We start from the raw sequence: 18,989 nt of genomic DNA, 5'->3' as shown, positions 1-18,989 counted from the left end.
AGACAGTTCCTAATCTTGAGTGGTATTTTTTTAGAGATGCGAAACAATAAGAAAAAAAGTTTAAAGTAAAAAATTATGATAAAGAAAAGTGAAGATTTTAGTTTTTTGATTGGTGCCATTATAAGTACATTTATAATGGTGTCTATTTTACTAGCTCAAAATATTGCAAAGAGTGATGATGTAAGTATTAGTACTTCAAAAACAGAATCTATACACTATGTATCTATAATTAACACAACAAAAAAGGTAGAAAAAAAAGAACCAAAAAAACCAATAAAAAAACCACAAAAAAAGAAAAAGAAAGTACTTAAAAAGATAGTAAAGAAACAACAGGTTATAGATGAAAAAGCACTAATACAAAAAAAGTTAGTACAAGAACAAAAGTTACTTGAAGAAGAGCAAAACGAGAAAAGGTTAGAACAAGAGAAATTAGTTCAACTTCAAAAAGAAAAATTAGCCAAAGAAGAAGAGTATAGAAAGTCTCAGTTAGCTAAAAAAAATCTTTTAGAGAAAGAAAAAAATATCTATCTTTCAGAGTTGGCAGTTTGGATTAAAAAACATCTAAAATATCCAAGACAGGCAAGAAGGATGAATCAAGAAGGGGTTGTTGAAATTTCTTTTATTATTACAAAACAAGGAGATATCAAGTCGGTAGAGATTGGTTCTCCTTGTCCATATAAGAGGTTAAATGCGGCAGCAAAATCGCTTTTAGTTAAGTTAAATCGTTTTAAGCCATTACCTGAAAATTTAGATAGATGGGAACTTAATGTACCTATAATTTACGCACTTAAGGATTAATCAGATGCAATATTATTTAGATAAGGGTGGAGTTATTATGTATATTTTATCTGCTATGGCAATGCTAGCAACTGTAATAATTATATGGAAAATAGCTTCTATAACACTTTTTAAATTTCGTACAAAAGATATAGACTTACCATCAGACAGAGCAGAGTTAAGAGCAGCTGCTTTAATAGCACCACTTGAAATAGGATTAACGACTTTAAAAATTGTATCAACAATATCTCCACTGTTAGGGCTTCTTGGTACTGTACTTGGAATTTTTATGGCATTTGAGGGAATCATGGTTCATGGTCTAGGTGATCCTACTCAATTTGCTAAAGGTATTTCAACGGCACTTATCACTACGGTTGGTGGCTTAGTTGTAGCTATCCCAGCATATGTATTTTATAACTACTTTATTGGTGCATTAGATAGAACCGAGCAATTGTTAACACAAAAGATAGCAGGAATTCATGAAACGTCGTGAGCCATTAGGGTTAGATATGACTCCTGTAGTTGATATTGTATTTATTCTGTTGATATTTTTTCTTGTCAGCTCAGTTTTTAAAAAAGAAGAACTTGCTCTTATGCTTGAGTTACCAAAAGCAGGCGCTAGCAAAGAGATAAGTGAGGAAAAAACTCTAAGTATCGAGTTGTCAAAAGATTCACTCGCAGTTAATGGTAAAAAAATTGTATATGAAGAGGTAATAGCTGAAATATTACCTTTAGCTAAAGAAGGAAAAATGATAATGTTTTATATAGACAAAGATGTTCCATATTCACGTGTTGTTCGTATATTAGACCTATTAAAAACACACTCTTTAAATAAACTAGCATTAGTTACAAAAGAACAATAGTAGAAAAAACAAATTATAAGGAGAGGCGGTTAAAGACAGTAGTTTTATAAAAAGTAATTTTTTATATTTATCTAATGATAATAGTTATTGTTATCATCAATTGGAGAAAAAATGAACAAAAAAATATATTTGAGTCTGTTAGTAAGTGGTTTACTCATAAACACTTTAAATGCTGCAGATGATTTAAAAAATGTTATCGTAACAGCAAAAACACAAAAATCAGCTTTAGATACTGCAGGAAGTTTTTCTGTAATAACACAAGAAGATATACAAAGAACAGGAGCTTCTTCAATTAAAGAAGCCTTAGAAGGTGTTGTTGGACTAAATATGGGTGTGAATAGCTCATCATTAAATGGAAGACAAACTATTAACATCCGTGGTAATGATTCTAAAAATACTCTTATCTTAGTAGATGGAGAAAGAATTTCTGGAAGTGATGCTCAAATAGGGCATAGTAATTTTCAATATAACTGGATACCTATGAATGCTATATCAAAAATAGAAGTTATTCGTGGGCCAATGAGTGCTCTTTATGGTTCTAATGGTATTGGTGGAGTTATAAACATAATAACTAAAAAACCAATAGAAGAAATACAAGGCGAAGTCACTTTAGAAGCAGGAAAAGCCTCAAGGGATGAAGGAGAAAATGTTGACGCTTCAGTATCTGTAGGTGGAAAAATAAATGATAAATTTTCTATTATTGGGTATGCAAATTCTAAGTCCTTAAAACCTGAAAGTATGAATAGTACTACAATAATAGAAGGTAAAAAAGTGCAAAATGCAATGTTGAAGGCTTGGTATGATATTGATTCTACTCAGCAAGTAACAGCATTTGCAATTTTAGGAAAAGAAATAAGAAAAACAAGTACATATAATGAGCTCAATAATATAGATAAGTATCATTATTCAATAGGGTATAAAAAAGAATTTGATGATATTGCTTTAAACACAAAATATTATAATAATACTTCAAATACACATACAGATCAATTTTCATATACTCATGAGATGAGTGATGACACATTTAATACCGAATTGGAAATTGCTTCATTTGCAAATAATTTTATAGTTTTTGGTGCAGAGTATAGAATAGAGAAATATAGAAAAAGATATGATAGTGCTTCTGATGACGCAACAAAAGGTTTTGAAGATTCTATTAATTATGCATCAGTATATTTTCAAGATGAAATAGAACTTGGTGAAGATACTATAGTGACTGTTGGTGCTAGATATGACAAGCATCAAAGGTTTGGTGCAGAGGTGTCCCCTAAGGCAAATGTTGTATATAAGTTAAACGATAACAGCAGACTCAAAGCTGGATATGGACATGGATTTAATGCCCCCACAGTTACTCAAAATTCTAGTGAATATACTACTTCTATTCCTATAGCATTTTATTCATCTGGAGCTCCATTTTATGGTGCACCAAAAACTATTACTAGGTTTGTAGGTAATGATAATTTAAAACCTGAAAAATCTGATACATTCGAACTTGCTTATGATTATGAAAAAGATTCATCGGTGTTTAAAGCAAGCTACTTTCACACAGAACTTACAAATCTAATCGAAACACTTTATACAGGTGATACTGTAGCAGGTATAATAACATATAGAGAAACTACTTATGCAAATGTAGGAAAAGCTAGAATTGATGGTGTGGAATTAGAATATGCTCAAAATAAAATATTAAATCAAGTCGATTTAAATTTTAATTATACATTTCTTGATACTGAAAATAAAGATACAGGAAAAGAATTATTTAATAGACCATCTCATACTGCTAATTTAAAGTTTTCTGCTGAACTTGCATGGGAAGTTGGTACTAATTTTCGTGTTAATTATGTTGGTAAACAAACTGCTTCTGATGGTGAAAAATTAGATCATTATACTACTCTAGGGCTACAATTTTCTAAAGAGTTTATGAAAGACTTTACAGTTCGAGCTGGAGCTGATAATTTAAGTGATGTAAGAAAAATCGGTAATAGTGATAATTTCTACATTAGAGGTCGTTATGTCTATGCTAAATTAAGTTATGAATTTTAAATAAAATCCCATATATTGATTAAAGTCAATGATAATTAATATCAATATGCTATTATTTGATACTTAATTCATATTGGAGATATTTAATGAAAAAATTTATACATATGGGGCTGTTATCAATACTGTTTATAATAAGCTCCTTACAAGCAGATGCAAGAGTAGACAAGATAGTTATTGCCGGACCATTTGCATCTGTATCACATCCTCTGCTTCACATGATACAAACACAAGCTCTTAAAGATGTTGCAAAAGAAGTAGAGTTTAGACTTTGGAAAAATCCTGATGAACTTCGCGCTATTGTAATCAAAGGCGATGTTGATTTTGTTGCTATCCCTACAAATACAGCAGCAATCTTAAATAACAAAGGCGTTGATATTCAACTTCTTAATGTTTCTACTTGGGGAATTCTTGGAATGATTAGTAGAGATCCTAATCTAAAAACTCTCAAAGACTTTAAGGGCAAAAAAATTGCAGTTCCTTTTCGTGCTGACATGCCTGATATAGTTTTTAAACAACTTCTAAAAAAGCAAGGACTAGATCCTAAAAAAGATTTTGAGTTAGTATATGTAAGCTCTCCTATAGATGCTATGCAGATGCTAATCCTTAGAAGAATCGATCATTCACTTTTAGCAGAACCTGCTATCTCAGTTGCTCTTCGTAAAACAAAATCATTTCCAGTAAGTGTAATTGCTCCTGATTTATACAGAAGTGTAGACCTGCAAGACGAGTGGGCAAGAGTTTTCAATACTGACAACAGCATCCCACAAGCTGGTATGGCAGTTCTCGGTCGTATGAGTAACAAAAAAGTCATCGCGCGTTTTATGGAGGAGTATGACAAATCATTAGCGTGGTATATGTCTCATCCACAAGAAGCAGGAGTTTTAGTTGCAAATAAAATAGACCTTCTGAGCGAAGAAGGTGTAGCTGACTCTATAGCGCATATAAATATGAAAAGTATTACAGCTGTAGATGCAAAAGAGAAAATGGAGTTTTTCTTCAATGTATTAAAAGAAGAAGATCCTAAAAGTATAGGCGGACAGCTTCCTCAAGATAGTTTCTACTATAAAGCTAAGTAGATGAAGTTTGCTCTAAAAATATTAAAAGATTTTCCAGCTTACCTTTGGAGTGGTTGGGGAGCGATAGCTTCTATACTTCTTTTTGTAGCTTTTTGGGATGTTGGAAATCAGGTTTATGGAGACTTGGTTCTTCCTTCACCATTAGAAACATTTCAAACCTTAGCTCTAATGCTTCAAGATGAAGAAATCATAGCAGAGATAAATACAACCCTGTATCGTGCATCTGTAGGTTTTGGCATCTCTTTACTTATTGGTTCTATTTTGGGTCTCATCGCAGGTTTCTTCGCAACTGCATCTATGATGAGCCGTCCTATAGTTACTATACTTGTAGGTATGCCTCCTATCGCTTGGATAGTTTTGGCGATGATCTGGTTTGGTATGGGTGATGAGACTGTTATATTTACTGTAATCGTTGCATCTTTTCCTATTATATTTGTAGGAGCACTTCAAGGAACACGTACACTTGATGGTGATTTAAAAGAGATGGCAGATAGTTTTAACCTACCTTGGCATATGAAGTTTTTTGACGTATATTTTCCGCATATTTTTTCTTACGTTTTTCCTGCATGGGTTAGTGGTCTTGGTATGGCTTGGAAGATAGTTGTAATGGCTGAACTCTTAGCAACAAGTGATGGTATCGGAGCGACTTTAGCAGTTGCCAGAAGCCAGCTAGATACTCCAACAGCATTGGCTTTAGTTGTAATCATGATAGGTTCACTTATGTTTGTTGAGTACATCATACTTGAACCAATTAAAAGAGAGGTTGAGTTATGGAGAAGTTAGAAGTAAAGAGATTAAATCATCACTTTGGTTTTACGGAAATCCTTCGTGACATAAACTTTACGCTTGAAAAAGGTGAAGTTCTCTCCGTTGTTGGACCTAGTGGTGGTGGTAAGACTACTCTTATGCATCTATGTGCTGGTCTTTTAGATGTAGAAGAGGGAAGTGTTACAAATACATTTACAAGTAGTTCTTTTGCTTTTCAAGAAGCGAGACTTCTTCCTTGGAAAAATGTAATAGATAACATAGCCCTAGGTCTCTTAGCATCTGGAGAAAAAAGCAGTGTTGCCATAGAAAAATCACGTAAGATAGCTCTACAGTTTGGACTAGAAGAGCAAGACTTTGATAAGTTTTCAAAAGATTTGAGTGGTGGTATGAAGCAAAGAGTTAGTTTTGCAAGAGCTTTAGTTGTTAAACCTTCTCTGCTCTTTCTTGATGAGCCATTTTCTGCTTTAGACATCGGACTCAAAAAAGAGCTGCAAGCCATACTTATAGATATGATTTCTAAAAAAGAGATAAGTATACTTTTTATCACTCATGATTTGATGGAAGCCATAAGACTTAGTGATGAGATACTTCTTTTAAAAGCTGACCCCGGTCACATAGTTAAGAAGTTCTCTTATGAACTTTCTCAAAACCAAAGAGATGACAAGTATGTTTACGGTGAAAGTGCAAAGATACTACAAGATGTAGAGATAATAGATACGTTTGAATTGGAGTTAAAGTAATGAGCGAATTAGAACAAGAACAGAAATTACACGCTACAAATCACTATCTTTATTATCCTGATGAAAAAGACATTCCTCCATATTTAGCCTATGGATTTAGACCAGTATTTTTACTGCTTGCTCCATATATGATAATAACTATGCTTCTTTGGGGTTTAGTTTGGAGTGGAATTTTAAATATACCTTTTATGAATAATATTGTAATTTGGCATGTATATGAGATGCTATTTGGCATCTTAACTGCTGGAGCAATGGCTTTTTTAACTACAGGTATTCCGGAACTTTTTCCGGGCATGGTTCCTTTTGTAGGAAAGAGACTAAAGTACATCATGATTCTTTGGGTGGCTGGAAGAGTTAGTTTTTGGTTTATGGATATACTTGGTGTATATATAGTTGCATTTTTAAACCTTGCTATGCTTGGCTGGCTTATCTGGTTTGCAAAAGATGCAGTTTTAGATAAACTCCAACGTCATGCATCTCTAGGTTATACACTTTTAGCTCTGTTTATCATAGAAGCTTGGTTCTTTGCATCTCAGGCAGGACTTGCATCTACAGACTCTATGAGCATCTTAAAAGTTGCACTTGGTGCTATTGTTATCTTAATCCTTTTAGCACTTAGACGTGCAAATATGGAATCAATAAATGAGCTTATGGAAGATAAGGGTATCGATGATATTTATATCTCAAGACCTCCAAAAACAAACTTGGCAATATTTGCGGTAATTGTTTTTACAATAGTAGAGTTTTTATATCCACAGAACTCAGCACTTGGCTGGTTAGGATTAGCCGTTGGAGCTTCAATACTTGGAATAACAGCTGATTACGCTCTAAAAGATGAGTTTATTTTAAATCAGCCATTTGTAATTTACCTTTCATCTATATTTGTAATGCTTTCTCTTGGCTACGCTCTTATGGGATGGGATTTACTAAATCCTAACATAGATGCTATTAATCACTTTAGACACTTCATAACAAGTGGAGGAATAGGGCTTTCTTATATGGTAGTGATGATAATAATAGGTACGATTCATACCGGAAGACATCTAACATCAAATATTTATACGCATCTGATGGTAGGGCTTATAATTGTAGCAACGCTTATGAGAAGTCTAATCCCATTTTTTGAGGAGTATATGAGCGAGTTATATCTTTTCTCTTCTATTATATGGACTATACCGTTTATGATTTATATAAAAGTGTTCTATTCATTTTTAATGAACCCAAGAGCCGATGGAATAAAAGGCTAATTCTTTCCTACCATACACCAATAAATATTAAAACAATAATCATTATCATAATTATTTAAGTTCTTTTTTTGTATTATTTCAAATATAAAGGAATATATATGAATTTAAATAAAAATATAATTACATCAATAATGAGTAGCGAAAATTATGGTGTATGTTATGAACCAGTAATTAATTTACAAGATATGAATATAGTAGGATATGAAGCACTCAGCAGATTTAAGATAGGAAGAAAACTAATATCTCCTGCAGACTTTTTTAGAACTATACATGAAGATATAGAACTATTTTTTTATATAGAGACTATACTAAAGAAGTTTCAATTAGATAATCGTCCTAGTGGTAGAAAACTTTTTCTTAACTTAGACCCAGATATTGCAATAGAACCAAGTCACACATCTTTTTGGGTGAAGCTATTTAATAAACAAAAAGAAATAATTATAGAAATCATAGAGAACTCTGATGAAGAAAGCGCAAAGGACATAGAAGACTTTATGGACTGGATGGATGAATATAATATTCCATACGCTTACGATGATTATGCAAAACCAAATAGTATGTTTTTTTCATCTCTTTTACATAGAGCAGATACAATAAAACTTGATATAGATTTTTTAAGGATAATTAAGAAAAATCATAACTACATAGAAATTGCAAAAGGAGTTGTTAATTATGCTAAAGCATCTTCAAAATATACTGTTTTAGAAGGTGTAGAAACTCAGTCAGATTTAGATTTGGCAAAGGAGATAGGTGTGGACTTTGTTCAAGGCTATTTGTTTAAATCTAAATTTATAACTAAATGGAAAAGTTAGTATTAAGAGAATCTTTATCTAATTCTATCAAACGAAAAACAATGAATGGATACCTTTATCCTTGAAAAAAGTAGCAGTATAGGGCACAAAGCCCTTAATCAGAAAACTTGCCTTGATTTTTTATGCCATTACAAGTACAATGAAAGCTTGACTATAATAAATAGTTATATTTTAAAATTGGAGTCATTTATGATGATTAACAGTAAAAAAATCGTAGGTTTAAGTTTAGCGTTGTCTTTAAGTGTACCAGCTTTTGCTGCACAGTTTATTACGATAGGAACAGGTGGAGTTACAGGAACTTACTATCCGACTGGTGGTGCTATTTGTCGTATGATGAATAAAAATAAAAAAGAAACTGGCATAAGATGTTCAGTAGAATCAACTGGTGGTTCAGTTTATAATGTAAATAATATAAATGCAAATGAACTAGATTTTGGTATTGCTCAAAGTGATACAGCATATCAGGGTTACAACGGAGAAGGTAAATTTAAAGGTAAGGCAGTTACTGGATTAAGATCAGTTCTAGCTATTTATCCTGAGTTACTTGCATTTGTTGTTAGAAAAGACTCTGGCATTAAAACTATGTCAGATACAAAAGGTAAAAAGTTAAATATAGATATTCAAGGTTCAGGAACAAGAATGTCAGTTGACACTGTTTTTGATGCTCTTAACATTAAAACTTCTGATTTAGCACTGGTAAATGAGCTAAAGGCTTCAGAAGGTCCAACAATGCTTAAAGATAATAAGATTGATGGTTACTTCTATACAGTTGGTCATCCAACTGCAAACATCATGGACGCTGCAAACTCTGTAGATATCGATCTTATAGCAATTGATGGAAAAGCTATTGATGCATTAGTATCAAAGTATGCTTATTACGCAAAAGGTGTTATTTCTGGAACTTTTTACAAAGGTGTTAAACATGACACTCCGAGTATTGGTGTAAAAGCTGTTTTAGTTACTAAGAACACTATTAATGAAGAATTTGTTTATCAAATTGCTAAAACAATTTTAGATAACTTCGATGAGTTTAAAGCTCTTCATCCAGCATATAAAACTATTACTAAAGAATCTTTATTAGATGGTTTAGCTGTTCCTCAACATCCAGGAGCAATTAGAGCATTTAAAGAAGCAGGGATTATAAAATAAAACCTATTCAAAATAAAGAGAGTATTTATGACTGAAACTAAGCATCTTGATGAAGAGTTCATCGAAACAGAAGAAAGGCTTACAGAGAAATTAGAAGGTCAAAGAACCCTAGATGAGAGTTCTTGGCAGCACTGGTTGATTATGATTATTGCATTTATGTGGTCAGCATATCAAATATATGTAGTAGTGGTACCAACAAATAGTGTTTTTGTAAGAACATTTCACCTTGCTTTTGCACTCTCTTTGGCATTCGCAATGTATCCTATGTTTAGAACAAAAAAGACTATGACAACTATACCTTGGTACAATTTTTTACTAGGGCCATTAGCTGTTATGGGAGCACTGTATATTTTCGCAAATTATGATGCTCTAAATGCTAGAAGTGGTGCTTGGTCACATCTTGATGTTGCTATGGGACTTGGAACTATTTTCCTACTTCTAAAAGCGGCTAGACGTACTCTTGGTATGGCATTACCTGTAATCGCTGTAATTTTTATGGCTTATGATTATTTAGGGCCATATATGCCTGACTTGATCGCACATAAAGGTGCGAGTATAAATAAGATAGTTGGTCAAATGTACCTTACAACTGAAGGTATTTTTGGAGTACCTTTAGGGGTTAGTGCTAGTTATGTTTTCTTATTTGTGCTTTTTGGAGCTCTTTTAGAGCGTGCAGGAGCAGGAAAATACTTTATTGATTTATCTTATGCGCTTTTAGGTCGATATGATGGAGGACCGGCAAAAGCATCTGTTGCGGCATCTGGTATGATGGGAATTATCTCAGGTAGTTCAATCGCCAATACGGTAACAACAGGTACTTTTACAATTCCTTTAATGAAAAAACTTGGTTTTCCAGGTCACAAGGCTGCAGCTGTTGAAGTTGCTGCTTCGACCAATGGTCAGCTTATGCCTCCTATTATGGGTGCTGCGGCTTTTATCATTGCTGAGTTTTTAGGTCTTAATTATACTGATGTAATTATGGCTGCTGCTATTCCGGCTTTTGTAAGTTATTTTGCACTTTTTTATATTGTGCATTTAGAAGCAAAAAAGCTTGGTCTTAAGGGTGAAGACCCTTCTAAATTAGATAAAGCGTTTACAGTTTTTAAAAGTGGTATTCACTATATTGTGCCAATATTTTTCTTGATGTATACGCTTATCGTGCTTAGACAGTCTCCTCAAATGGCAGCATTTAACGCTATTGGCTTTATGATGCTTATTATGGTTGTTCAAAGACCTGTATATGCATATCTAGAGGGAAGAAAGTTAGATGCTTCTGTATTTATGAGTGGATTTGCTGATATTGGACATGGTATGGTTAATGGTGCAAGAAATATGGTTCCTATAGCAATTGCAACAGCAGTTGCTGGAATTGTAGTTGGTTCAGTAACTCTTACTGGTATTGGTCTTGTTTTAGCAGAAGTTATAGAGGAATTGTCGGGTGGATATATAGTAGCTGTACTTTTCTTTACAGCAATTGTTTCTCTTGTACTTGGTATGGGACTTCCAACAACGGCAAACTACATAGTAATGGCATCTTTAACGGCGCCTATTATTATGACTCTTGCCGGAGATTTGGGTTATATAATTCCGGCAATAGCCGCTCACTTATTTGTATTTTATTTTGGAATACTCGCGGATGATACGCCTCCGGTTGGAATGGCCGCCTACGCGGCCGCAGGAATAGCAAAGAGTGATCCTATTAAAACAGGATTACAAGGTTTTGCTTATGATATAAGAACTGCAATTCTTCCTTTTGCATTCTTTTTTAACAATAAACTACTTCTTATTGCTGGAGTAGACGCGCTAGATCCGAACAACCCATCTTTATGGCAATGGATTACAAATCCAGTAGAGATAGCGTTAATCTTTTTCACAGCCGCTGCTGGAATGTTCGCATTTTCTTCAGCAACACAAGGTTGGGTTATAAGACAAACAACAATGCTTGAAAGAGTATTGTTGTTAGCAGTGGTACCATTTATGCTTGTACCTAATATGACTTCAGAATGGTTTATGCTTGGGGATGAGTATTTATCATATGTAGTAGGTTTTATACTTTATGCTGCAGTATATATTATGCAAAAAAGTAAAATTAAAAAAATAACAATAGGAATATAAATGAAAAAAATAATATTATCTGCAATAGCAGTTATGTCTATCTCAGGTACAGTTCAAGCTGCTGATACAATCACGGACTCTTTAACAAACGGTAAGTTTACAGTTGATGCAAGAGTATACTACTTTGACAGAAGTTTTGATACAGATGGAAAAGATAATGCAACAGCTCTAACAGCTGGTGGTATTATGAAGTATGTTAGTGATAATTATATGGGCTTAAATGCTGGACTAGCTTATTATTCAAGTAATAAAATTGGTGGTTTATACTCAAAAGAAGGTGGAGTAGGTACTTCAGCATTACAAAGTGATGGTGAGAATATTAATATTCTTGGTGAGGCATACTTAGAATATAAGATAGCTAATACTATGTTAAAAGTTGGTCGTCAAGGACTTTCAACTCCAATTATTAATCAGTATGATGCTCGTACAGCCCCTACAGCTTTTGAAGCAGTAATTGTTCAAAACAAAGATATTCCAGATACTACTCTAGAAGTGGGTTATGTTTGGGCTAGTACATCTATTGGATCTAGTAGTAATGACTTTGTGGATCATGATGATACATGGGGAGATGCAGGTTTAGCATATATTTCAGTTTCTAATAATAGTTACAAGCCTTTAAAAGTAAGAGCACAGTATGTTCAAGCTTTATCAGATACTTATGATGTTAACAGCACAAGTGCTGGTACTGGTGTTGATATCTCAGTAACAAATTATAGATATGTTGATGCTAATTATGCAGTTCCATTTGGAGAAAAAACTTATGTAAAAGCACAGTATGGTGGTAACACTTATCAAGCTTCTGGTGCTGATAATTCACTTATGATTGGTGCTGGAGTTGGTACTACAGTTAGTATTGTTGACTTAGCGTTAGTATTTAATCAGATTAAAGATAATGTATTTGCAACTATTCAAGCTGGACCAATGTATACAGATTGGCAACAAGGATATGGTGACTACGAACCAAGTACTGCATTTGGTGGATACGCTGTAGTTCATCCTATTGATAGTTTAAGTTTAAAAGGTGGTTATGTAGTTGTTTCTGCTGATGAAGATTCTACTACAGATGATTATTCTGAAATTAACTTTGATGTAAAATATGCAATCAATACAATTTCAAATATTAGAGTTAGATACTCTATTAAAGATGTAACGACAGATTCTGACGGTGATGACAGAACTGACTTTAGAGTTATTTACGGTGTAAAGTTCTAATTTAATAATAAAGACAAAAAAACTTTACAGAATCTCGTTCTTAGCCATGGTATAATTTATGCTTATACCAGCTAAGACCGCGGAGTGATTTATGCTTGGGGGTGAGTATTTATCATATGTAGTTGCTTTTATTTTTAAGTAAAAATAAAATTTAAAAAAACAATAGGAATATAAAATGAAAAAATTAATATTATCTGCAGTGGCTGTTATGTCAATGGCAGGGGCAGTTCAAGCTGCTGAAACAATTTCTGAATCTTTAACAAATGGTAAATTTTCAGTTGACGCAAGAGTATACTATTTTGATAGACGTTTTGATAAAACTGGTACAATGAATGCAACATCTTTAACAGCTGGTGGTATTATGAAGTATGTTAGTGATGATTATATGGGCTTTAATGCTGGTTTTGCTTACTATTCAAGTAATAGTATCGGCGGTGTATATGATAAATCTGAAGGAACAGGGTCTTCTAATTTACAAAGTAATGGTGATAATATTAACTTACTTGGTCAAGCATACTTAGAATATAAGGTTGCTAAAACTATAATTAAAGTTGGTCGCCAAGCACTTTCAACTCCAGTTATGAATGGATATGATGCTCGTACAGTACCTACTGCTTATGAAGCAGTTGTTGTAATAAATAAAGATTTACTAGATACAACAATAGAATTAGATTATGTTTGGGCGAGTACAGGTTTTGGATCTAAAAATAATGACTTTTTAGATAATGAATCATCATGGGGAGAATCAGGATTAGCATCTATATCAGTGATAAATAATAGCTATGAGCCTTTAAAAGTAAGAGCACAATATGTTCAAGCAGTATCGGACACTTATGATGCCAATGGAACAACAGCTGGTCAAGATCAAGATATTACTGTTACAAATTATAGATATGCAGACATTAACTATGCAATACCGTTTGGTGAAAAAACTTATCTTAAAGCGCAGTATGGTGGGAATAGTTATAAAGCATCTGGTGCTGATGATTCTATGATGGTTGGTGTGAAAGTTGGTACAACAGTTAGTATTGTAGATTTAGCTTTACTATTTAATCAAATTCAAGATAATGATTTTAAAGAAGTTAGATCTGGTGTAATGTATTCAGCTTGGCAAATAGGGTATGATGACAAAGAACCAAGTACTGCATTTGGTGTTCAAGTTATTCTTAAGCCTATGGCTGGATTAAGCCTAAAAGCTGGTTATGTAGATGTTTCTTCTGATGAAACACTTAAAAAAGATGATTTTACTGAAGCAAATTTTGATGGAAAATATGCTCTTAACAGTATTTCAAACATAAGAGTTAGATATTCAGTTAGAAATGTAAGTAGTGCGGCTAAGGATGATACTGGTGTAAATGACAGAACTGACTTTAGAATTATTTACGGTGTAAAATTCTAGAGTAAATTAAAGAAGGGTATCTTCCCTTCTTTAAACCTGACAACCTACTTTTATTAAATCCTCACGCTAAAACAATCACTAAAATAAACTATTTATATTCTCATATTAACTGATAAATTACTTCATATTTTTAGTACTAAAATTTACAATGATTTTTTGCTTCTATTTATATAGATTATAATAAAATACAAGCTTATTAAAAATAATATTTAGATTGAAATTTGAATATAAATAAAAAGGGAAAAATTAATGAAAATAAATAAATTTTCAAGAATTGGTTTTATTCTTGCAGCTGCAGGTTCAGCAGTAGGATTAGGTAATATATGGAAGTTTCCATATATTACAGGTGAGTACGGTGGAGGGGCTTTTGTTTTAGTATATCTTCTTGCTATGTTATTTATTGGTCTAACTATATTTATAGCAGAGGTAGTGATAGGTCAGACTTCAGAAGCAAATGTTGCAACATCTTTTGTGACAATGTCAAAGACAAAAAATAAAAACTGGAAATTTGCTGGTTTTATGCTTTTTACAGGTTTAATAATACTGTCTTTTTACTCTGTTGTATTGGGATGGATATTAAACTATGTATTTATATCATTTAGTGCTCTTCCTACTGATCCTGAAGTGGCTGCAGCTACCTTTACGAACTTGATTACAAAAGAAACAAATTTACAGATATTTTTTCATACAATTATTTCAGCTACAGTTATTTTTATTGTATTAAAAGGTATTAAAGACGGTATAGAAAAAGTAAACCTTATTTTGATGCCTCTTTTAGGTCTTATATTAGCAGGTCTGTTGATTTATGCAATTACACTAGATAGTTTTAGTGAAGCAGTAGAGTTTATGTTTATTGCTGATTGGTCTAAGATAGATGAAAATGCCCTTTTAGCAGCGCTAGGACAAGCTTTTTTCACTCTTTCTCTTGGAGTTGGTACTATTATGACATATTCAGCATCTTTACCAAAAAATGCTAACTTTGTTAAGTCTTCTGTTCTTGTTGCTATTATTGATACTACTATTGCTATAGTAGCAGGACTTATTATCTTTACTTTCCTTTTTGAAGCAGATGCAAAGAGTTCAGCAGGTCCAGGTTTAGTATTTATATCTTTACCACTTATTTTTTCAGGTTGGGGAATACTTGGTCAAGTTATAGCTGTTGCATTTTTCTCTGCGCTAGTATTTGCAGGTATAACATCGGCTGTTTCTATGATAGAACCTTCTTTAATGTTCTTTATCGAAAGATTTAATATGACAAGAAAAAAAGCAGTTGTAATCTGTGGCTCTGTTTTTTACTCTTTAGGTATCGTAGCTTTACTTTCTATGTCTGAAGCTTATGGGCCTTCACTCACATTCTTTGGTAAAAATGCATTTGACTGGATGGATTATATAACATCATCAATTACTATGCCAATTGCCGGTATATTAATAAGTGTATTCTTAGGTTACTATGTTGATAAACAACTATTACATGAAAAGTTTACAAGATTTGTACCAGAGTTTATTTTTAATATTTGGTATATTCTAATAAGATATGTAGTTCCATTAGCAATCATAGTGTTATTTCTTAATAAGCTTGGGGTTATATAGTAATCGTTGCTTAATAATGTGCCCCGAATGGGGCATGATATAGTTAGTTTATAATTTAAAAATAGTATTATTTTTTTAGTGTATTCAAAGTACTATTATTTCCCTCATCTCTAGCTTTATAGTTAATAAGAAAGTCACCTTTTCCTCTACCTTTAGAAAAACTACTTTTGTATCCATAACCTTCAACAATGAATCTTGTTTTTTGTCTTGCATCCTCAGTTTTCCATTTTTCATATTCTATTCTATAAAGAGCACTATACATTTGTGCTCTTCCTGTTCCATGGTAGCAATGAATTAGAACTGGATAATTATCTTTATTATCTAGAATTTCAAAGAACTTAGTAAGAGTTTTTTTATTAGGTACCTGTCCTGATGGGATATTTACATGATTTATACTAAGATTATTTTTTTTATTTATTCTATTGATAGCATTATCTTCTGCATCTATATTTTTTTGTTGTGCTGGATTGAGGGCATCTTGAACACCTGGATCCATTAAATCTATAACAGTTTTAATATTATGTTTTACAAGATAATATTCAAGTTTATTGGGTTTAATCATCCCTGATTTATATACCTTATCTTTACTTATCTCTTCAAATCTATAGTCGAAATGTACATGATATACATAATAAGCCGCAATAGCTAAAATTACTATGAAAAGTACTTTAAATATTGTTTTCATTTTGAACCTTTTTTATAATTTCTTTAAATCCCCAAGAACGTCTAGAAGCAATTACATCAGTATGATTCATATCTACAATCATAAGCTCTTCTTTATTTCCAAGGTGTTGTAATAGGTCTCCATTTGGAGATGCTAAAAGTGAGTCACCGTAAAATTTCCAGTTGAAATCCTTATCCGTATACTCACCAATACGGTTTGCTCTTAAGATGTAACAGTTATGTACAAATGCACGAGAAAGAATAAGAGTTTTCCATCTCTCATATGAATCAAAAGTAGAGACACTTGGAAGTAGTATGCAGTCTATGTTTTTACTTGAAAGTTCAGCAAAAACTTCATCAAAATGAAGTTCAAATCCACTCATAATAGCAAACTTAAACCCATCTATTTTAAATACCATAGGTGACTCAATAGCTTTTGTGTCATTTTGAAAAAACTTTTCTTCATTCCAATGTGTGTAGTTTATTAGAAGTTGTTGTTGATAATAGGCAGTAGAAGAGGGTGCAAACTTAGCTACAGTTTTATATACTTTTTGTTTTTTAACAATGACTAGTGGAGCAATTATTGTCATGCTGTATGTAGAAGATAATTCTCTTAAAACCTTGCTTTGATGCTCAGCTTGCTCTTTTATCATAGAGACAGAAAGAGTTTCTAACTCTTTGAAAAATGGATTTAAGATATACTCACCAAGTAGAAGAAGTTTTACACCTTTTGTGTTTGCAATTCTTATATAATTGTAGAGCTTAGTACTACTCATACCTTGTGCGCTTAGTTGTAGTACTGCTGCTCTCACTAACTGCTCTTTATTTCTTTTATTTTTATTACTGCATCTTCGAGTATTTTTTGAGCTTGAGCTAGTTCACCCATTCCTTTTTCATACTCTTTAACACTATTTTCAAGTGTAATTTCAGGATTCATTAGATTCTCTAAAGTTTTTTTTGCATTTTCTAGTTTAGTCTCAAAATCTTGTGTCTTATTCATCTAGTGCTTCCTTTACATAGTCTTTAAATTTATCTAGCTCTACTAAGAAAGCATCATGCCCATAATCACTATCTATGTCTATATAGTTATAGTTCTTATTTCCTATTTCACTAAGGGTAGATGCTATCTCTTTCATCTCTTTATTTGTAAATAAGATATCACCTTTAAAACTTATAAGGTGGACCTTAGCAGTAACTTTTTTTAGTGCTTCTTGTAGAGAATCATATCCACGAGAAAGATCAAAAATATTTATCGCTTTTGTCACATAAAGATAAGCCAAAGGGTCAAACCATTTTGTAAAATTATAACCATTGTACTCTAAGTATGACTCAATTTGGAACTTTCCAAAAAGCTCGTAAAGACCATCTGTTCTTTTATACTCTCTACCAAATTTATTTGCCATTGATTCAGGAGATAAGAAGCTAATATGACCAGCCATACGACCAACAGCCATACCTGAAAGTCCTTGCTCTCTTATAACATCTGGGTCATAATAACCTTGTTTAAAATCAGGGTCTTTTAGGATAGACTCTTGAGCAACTTTATTAAAAGCAATAGCCCAAGGTTGAGTTGCATGAGTTGCCGCCATAGGGATGATTTTTTCTGTAAAATTTGGAAAGTGTACTGCAAACTGAAGAGCTTGCATCCCTCCCATTGAACCACCGATAATAGCGTGAACTCTATGGATATTAAGTCTGTCAAAAAGGATACGTTGAGCTTTTACCATATCCTTGATAGTTACAACAGGAAATTTGTAACGGTAGTGGTCGTGATGAGGGAGTTGCATACTCATAGGGCCAGTTGAACCAAAACAACTACCAATTACGTTTGAACAGATTACAAAATACTTGTCTGTATCTATGGTTTTACCTGAACCTATAAGTCCATCCCACCAACCAGCTTTAGTTTCATCTTCATAAACACCTGCACAATGGTGTGAACCAGTAAGTGCATGACAAACTACAACTACATTGCTTTTGTCATCATTTATCTCACCATAAGTCTCATAAGTGATATCGTAAGGTTCTAAAATACGACCACTTTCGAGGTAGAGAGGATTTGTAAAGTGTTCTGTGTGTGTTTGCAGGTTCAAAGGCAACTTGTAGCTCTCCATAAAAATAATTATGTTATTTTAGCGAAAATGACTTAATACTAATTTTATTGAGATAAAAGGACAAAGAAAATTGCCCTTTTTTGTAGTTAATTAAGCTTGTAAAGCTTGTTTGATATCAGCTATAAGATCTTTGACAGACTCTAGTCCACAAGAGATACGAATAAGACCAGCAGGAACTCCACAAGCGACAAGTTCATCAGGAGTTAACTGTGAGTGTGTTGTAGATGCAGGGTGAGTTATGATTGATTTGCTATCACCTATATTTACTACTAAAGAGTAAAGCTGCGTTGCATCTACTATCTTTGTCGCTTCTGCTAAAGAGTGACTTAATTAAAAATATGGGGGTTTGAAAACCCTTGCAAACTTCTGTATATTGGTAAGAAACCAAGGTATTTCTATAATGGATTATAAAAAAGCTCTA

General features: G+C 32.8%; 18 protein-coding genes and 1 pseudogene. 14 read left to right on the top strand and 5 right to left on the bottom strand.

Going from position 1 to position 18,989, the window contains the following annotated elements:
- The first annotated feature begins 75 nt into the window (after window positions 1-75).
- The 14 genes from QZZ48_RS07840 to QZZ48_RS07775 all read left to right on the top strand — a co-directional run bounded on the left by QZZ48_RS07840 (window position 76) and on the right by QZZ48_RS07775 (window position 15,791).
- A complete protein-coding gene (locus QZZ48_RS07840; protein WP_294964017.1) occupies window positions 76-798 on the top strand; it encodes an energy transducer TonB in 723 nt (240 codons plus the stop codon).
- Between the two features lie 4 nt (window positions 799-802).
- Complete coding sequence (locus QZZ48_RS07835; RefSeq protein WP_294964014.1) at window positions 803-1,270, top strand: MotA/TolQ/ExbB proton channel family protein; 468 nt, start codon at window positions 803-805, stop codon at window positions 1,268-1,270.
- Window positions 1,257-1,640 (top strand): biopolymer transporter ExbD, encoded by a 384-nt coding sequence (locus tag QZZ48_RS07830; RefSeq protein ID WP_294964012.1) that lies wholly within the window; start codon window positions 1,257-1,259, stop codon window positions 1,638-1,640. Before QZZ48_RS07835 ends, QZZ48_RS07830 begins: the two co-directional genes overlap by 14 nt.
- 111 nt (window positions 1,641-1,751) lie before the next feature.
- Window positions 1,752-3,683 carry a TonB-dependent receptor gene (locus QZZ48_RS07825; RefSeq protein WP_294964011.1) on the top strand — a complete coding sequence of 644 codons (1,932 nt, stop codon included), beginning with the start codon at window positions 1,752-1,754 and terminating at the stop codon, window positions 3,681-3,683.
- Between the two features lie 86 nt (window positions 3,684-3,769).
- Window positions 3,770-4,759, top strand: coding sequence for an ABC transporter substrate-binding protein (locus tag QZZ48_RS07820; RefSeq protein ID WP_294964008.1), 990 nt, complete (start codon window positions 3,770-3,772; stop codon window positions 4,757-4,759).
- On the top strand, window positions 4,760-5,542 hold the full coding sequence (locus QZZ48_RS07815) for an ABC transporter permease (RefSeq protein WP_294964005.1): 783 nt from the start codon (window positions 4,760-4,762) through the stop codon (window positions 5,540-5,542).
- Window positions 5,530-6,267 (top strand): ATP-binding cassette domain-containing protein, encoded by a 738-nt coding sequence (locus QZZ48_RS07810; protein WP_294964002.1) that lies wholly within the window; start codon window positions 5,530-5,532, stop codon window positions 6,265-6,267. Before QZZ48_RS07815 ends, QZZ48_RS07810 begins: the two co-directional genes overlap by 13 nt.
- Entirely contained in the window at window positions 6,267-7,514 is a 1,248-nt protein-coding gene (locus tag QZZ48_RS07805; RefSeq protein ID WP_294964000.1) for an NnrS family protein, read from the top strand. Before QZZ48_RS07810 ends, QZZ48_RS07805 begins: the two co-directional genes overlap by 1 nt.
- 98 nt (window positions 7,515-7,612) lie before the next feature.
- On the top strand, window positions 7,613-8,326 hold the full coding sequence (locus QZZ48_RS07800) for an EAL domain-containing protein (protein WP_294963998.1): 714 nt from the start codon (window positions 7,613-7,615) through the stop codon (window positions 8,324-8,326).
- Window positions 8,327-8,518: 192 nt separating this feature from the next.
- Window positions 8,519-9,475, top strand: coding sequence for a TAXI family TRAP transporter solute-binding subunit (locus QZZ48_RS07795; protein ID WP_294964020.1), 957 nt, complete (start codon window positions 8,519-8,521; stop codon window positions 9,473-9,475).
- Between the two features lie 27 nt (window positions 9,476-9,502).
- Window positions 9,503-11,590 (top strand): TRAP transporter permease, encoded by a 2,088-nt coding sequence (locus QZZ48_RS07790; RefSeq protein ID WP_294963995.1) that lies wholly within the window; start codon window positions 9,503-9,505, stop codon window positions 11,588-11,590.
- Complete coding sequence (locus tag QZZ48_RS07785) at window positions 11,591-12,802, top strand: OprD family outer membrane porin (RefSeq protein WP_294963991.1); 1,212 nt, start codon at window positions 11,591-11,593, stop codon at window positions 12,800-12,802.
- A gap of 175 nt (window positions 12,803-12,977) precedes the next feature.
- Entirely contained in the window at window positions 12,978-14,201 is a 1,224-nt protein-coding gene (locus tag QZZ48_RS07780; protein ID WP_294963988.1) for an OprD family outer membrane porin, read from the top strand.
- A 249-nt stretch (window positions 14,202-14,450) separates the two neighbouring features.
- Window positions 14,451-15,791: a sodium-dependent transporter gene (locus QZZ48_RS07775; protein WP_294963986.1), complete on the top strand. Its 1,341-nt coding sequence runs from the start codon at window positions 14,451-14,453 to the stop codon at window positions 15,789-15,791.
- Window positions 15,792-15,858: 67 nt separating this feature from the next.
- Here the strand turns inward: QZZ48_RS07775 and QZZ48_RS07770 are convergent, their stop codons facing one another.
- The 5 genes and pseudogenes from QZZ48_RS07770 to QZZ48_RS07750 form a co-directional block, all read right to left on the bottom strand.
- Window positions 15,859-16,476 (bottom strand): dual specificity protein phosphatase family protein, encoded by a 618-nt coding sequence (locus QZZ48_RS07770; RefSeq protein WP_294963983.1) that lies wholly within the window; start codon window positions 16,474-16,476, stop codon window positions 15,859-15,861.
- Window positions 16,460-17,266 carry a carbon-nitrogen hydrolase family protein gene (locus tag QZZ48_RS07765; protein ID WP_294963980.1) on the bottom strand — a complete coding sequence of 269 codons (807 nt, stop codon included), beginning with the start codon at window positions 17,264-17,266 and terminating at the stop codon, window positions 16,460-16,462. The genes QZZ48_RS07770 and QZZ48_RS07765 overlap by 17 nt, the downstream gene beginning before the upstream one ends.
- The gene (gene xseB / locus QZZ48_RS07760) at window positions 17,266-17,454 is read right to left on the bottom strand and encodes an exodeoxyribonuclease VII small subunit (protein ID WP_294963977.1); all 189 of its coding nucleotides are present in this window, start codon (window positions 17,452-17,454) and stop codon (window positions 17,266-17,268) included. Before xseB ends, QZZ48_RS07765 begins: the two co-directional genes overlap by 1 nt.
- Entirely contained in the window at window positions 17,447-18,553 is a 1,107-nt protein-coding gene (locus tag QZZ48_RS07755; RefSeq protein ID WP_294963974.1) for a homoserine O-acetyltransferase, read from the bottom strand. Before QZZ48_RS07755 ends, xseB begins: the two co-directional genes overlap by 8 nt.
- A gap of 105 nt (window positions 18,554-18,658) precedes the next feature.
- Window positions 18,659-18,880 (bottom strand): annotated as a pseudogene (locus QZZ48_RS07750) (PLP-dependent transferase); the annotation flags it as partial.
- Window positions 18,881-18,989 lie beyond the last annotated feature (109 nt).

Origin of the sequence: Sulfurimonas sp., assembly GCF_016744025.1 — a bacterium.
In the GTDB taxonomy this organism is placed as follows: Bacteria; Campylobacterota; Campylobacteria; order Campylobacterales; family Sulfurimonadaceae; genus Sulfurimonas.
The sequence above is the reverse complement of the archived record's forward strand: the minus strand, read 5'-3'. Positions and strand labels throughout refer to the sequence as shown.

Bases quoted from the DNA above. Each gene is read 5' to 3' on its own strand.
- QZZ48_RS07840 (WP_294964017.1), top strand. From the start codon at position 76: ATGATAAAGAAAAGTGAAGATTTTAGTTTTTTGATTGGTGCCATTATA.
- QZZ48_RS07835 (WP_294964014.1), top strand. From the start codon at position 803: ATGCAATATTATTTAGATAAGGGTGGAGTTATTATGTATATTTTATCT.
- QZZ48_RS07830 (WP_294964012.1), top strand. From the start codon at position 1,257: ATGAAACGTCGTGAGCCATTAGGGTTAGATATGACTCCTGTAGTTGAT.
- QZZ48_RS07825 (WP_294964011.1), top strand. From the start codon at position 1,752: ATGAACAAAAAAATATATTTGAGTCTGTTAGTAAGTGGTTTACTCATA.
- QZZ48_RS07820 (WP_294964008.1), top strand. From the start codon at position 3,770: ATGAAAAAATTTATACATATGGGGCTGTTATCAATACTGTTTATAATA.
- QZZ48_RS07815 (WP_294964005.1), top strand. From the start codon at position 4,760: ATGAAGTTTGCTCTAAAAATATTAAAAGATTTTCCAGCTTACCTTTGG.
- QZZ48_RS07810 (WP_294964002.1), top strand. From the start codon at position 5,530: ATGGAGAAGTTAGAAGTAAAGAGATTAAATCATCACTTTGGTTTTACG.
- QZZ48_RS07805 (WP_294964000.1), top strand. From the start codon at position 6,267: ATGAGCGAATTAGAACAAGAACAGAAATTACACGCTACAAATCACTAT.
- QZZ48_RS07800 (WP_294963998.1), top strand. From the start codon at position 7,613: ATGAATTTAAATAAAAATATAATTACATCAATAATGAGTAGCGAAAAT.
- QZZ48_RS07795 (WP_294964020.1), top strand. From the start codon at position 8,519: ATGATTAACAGTAAAAAAATCGTAGGTTTAAGTTTAGCGTTGTCTTTA.
- QZZ48_RS07790 (WP_294963995.1), top strand. From the start codon at position 9,503: ATGACTGAAACTAAGCATCTTGATGAAGAGTTCATCGAAACAGAAGAA.
- QZZ48_RS07785 (WP_294963991.1), top strand. From the start codon at position 11,591: ATGAAAAAAATAATATTATCTGCAATAGCAGTTATGTCTATCTCAGGT.
- QZZ48_RS07780 (WP_294963988.1), top strand. From the start codon at position 12,978: ATGAAAAAATTAATATTATCTGCAGTGGCTGTTATGTCAATGGCAGGG.
- QZZ48_RS07775 (WP_294963986.1), top strand. From the start codon at position 14,451: ATGAAAATAAATAAATTTTCAAGAATTGGTTTTATTCTTGCAGCTGCA.
- QZZ48_RS07770 (WP_294963983.1), bottom strand. From the start codon at position 16,476: ATGAAAACAATATTTAAAGTACTTTTCATAGTAATTTTAGCTATTGCG.
- xseB (WP_294963977.1), bottom strand. From the start codon at position 17,454: ATGAATAAGACACAAGATTTTGAGACTAAACTAGAAAATGCAAAAAAA.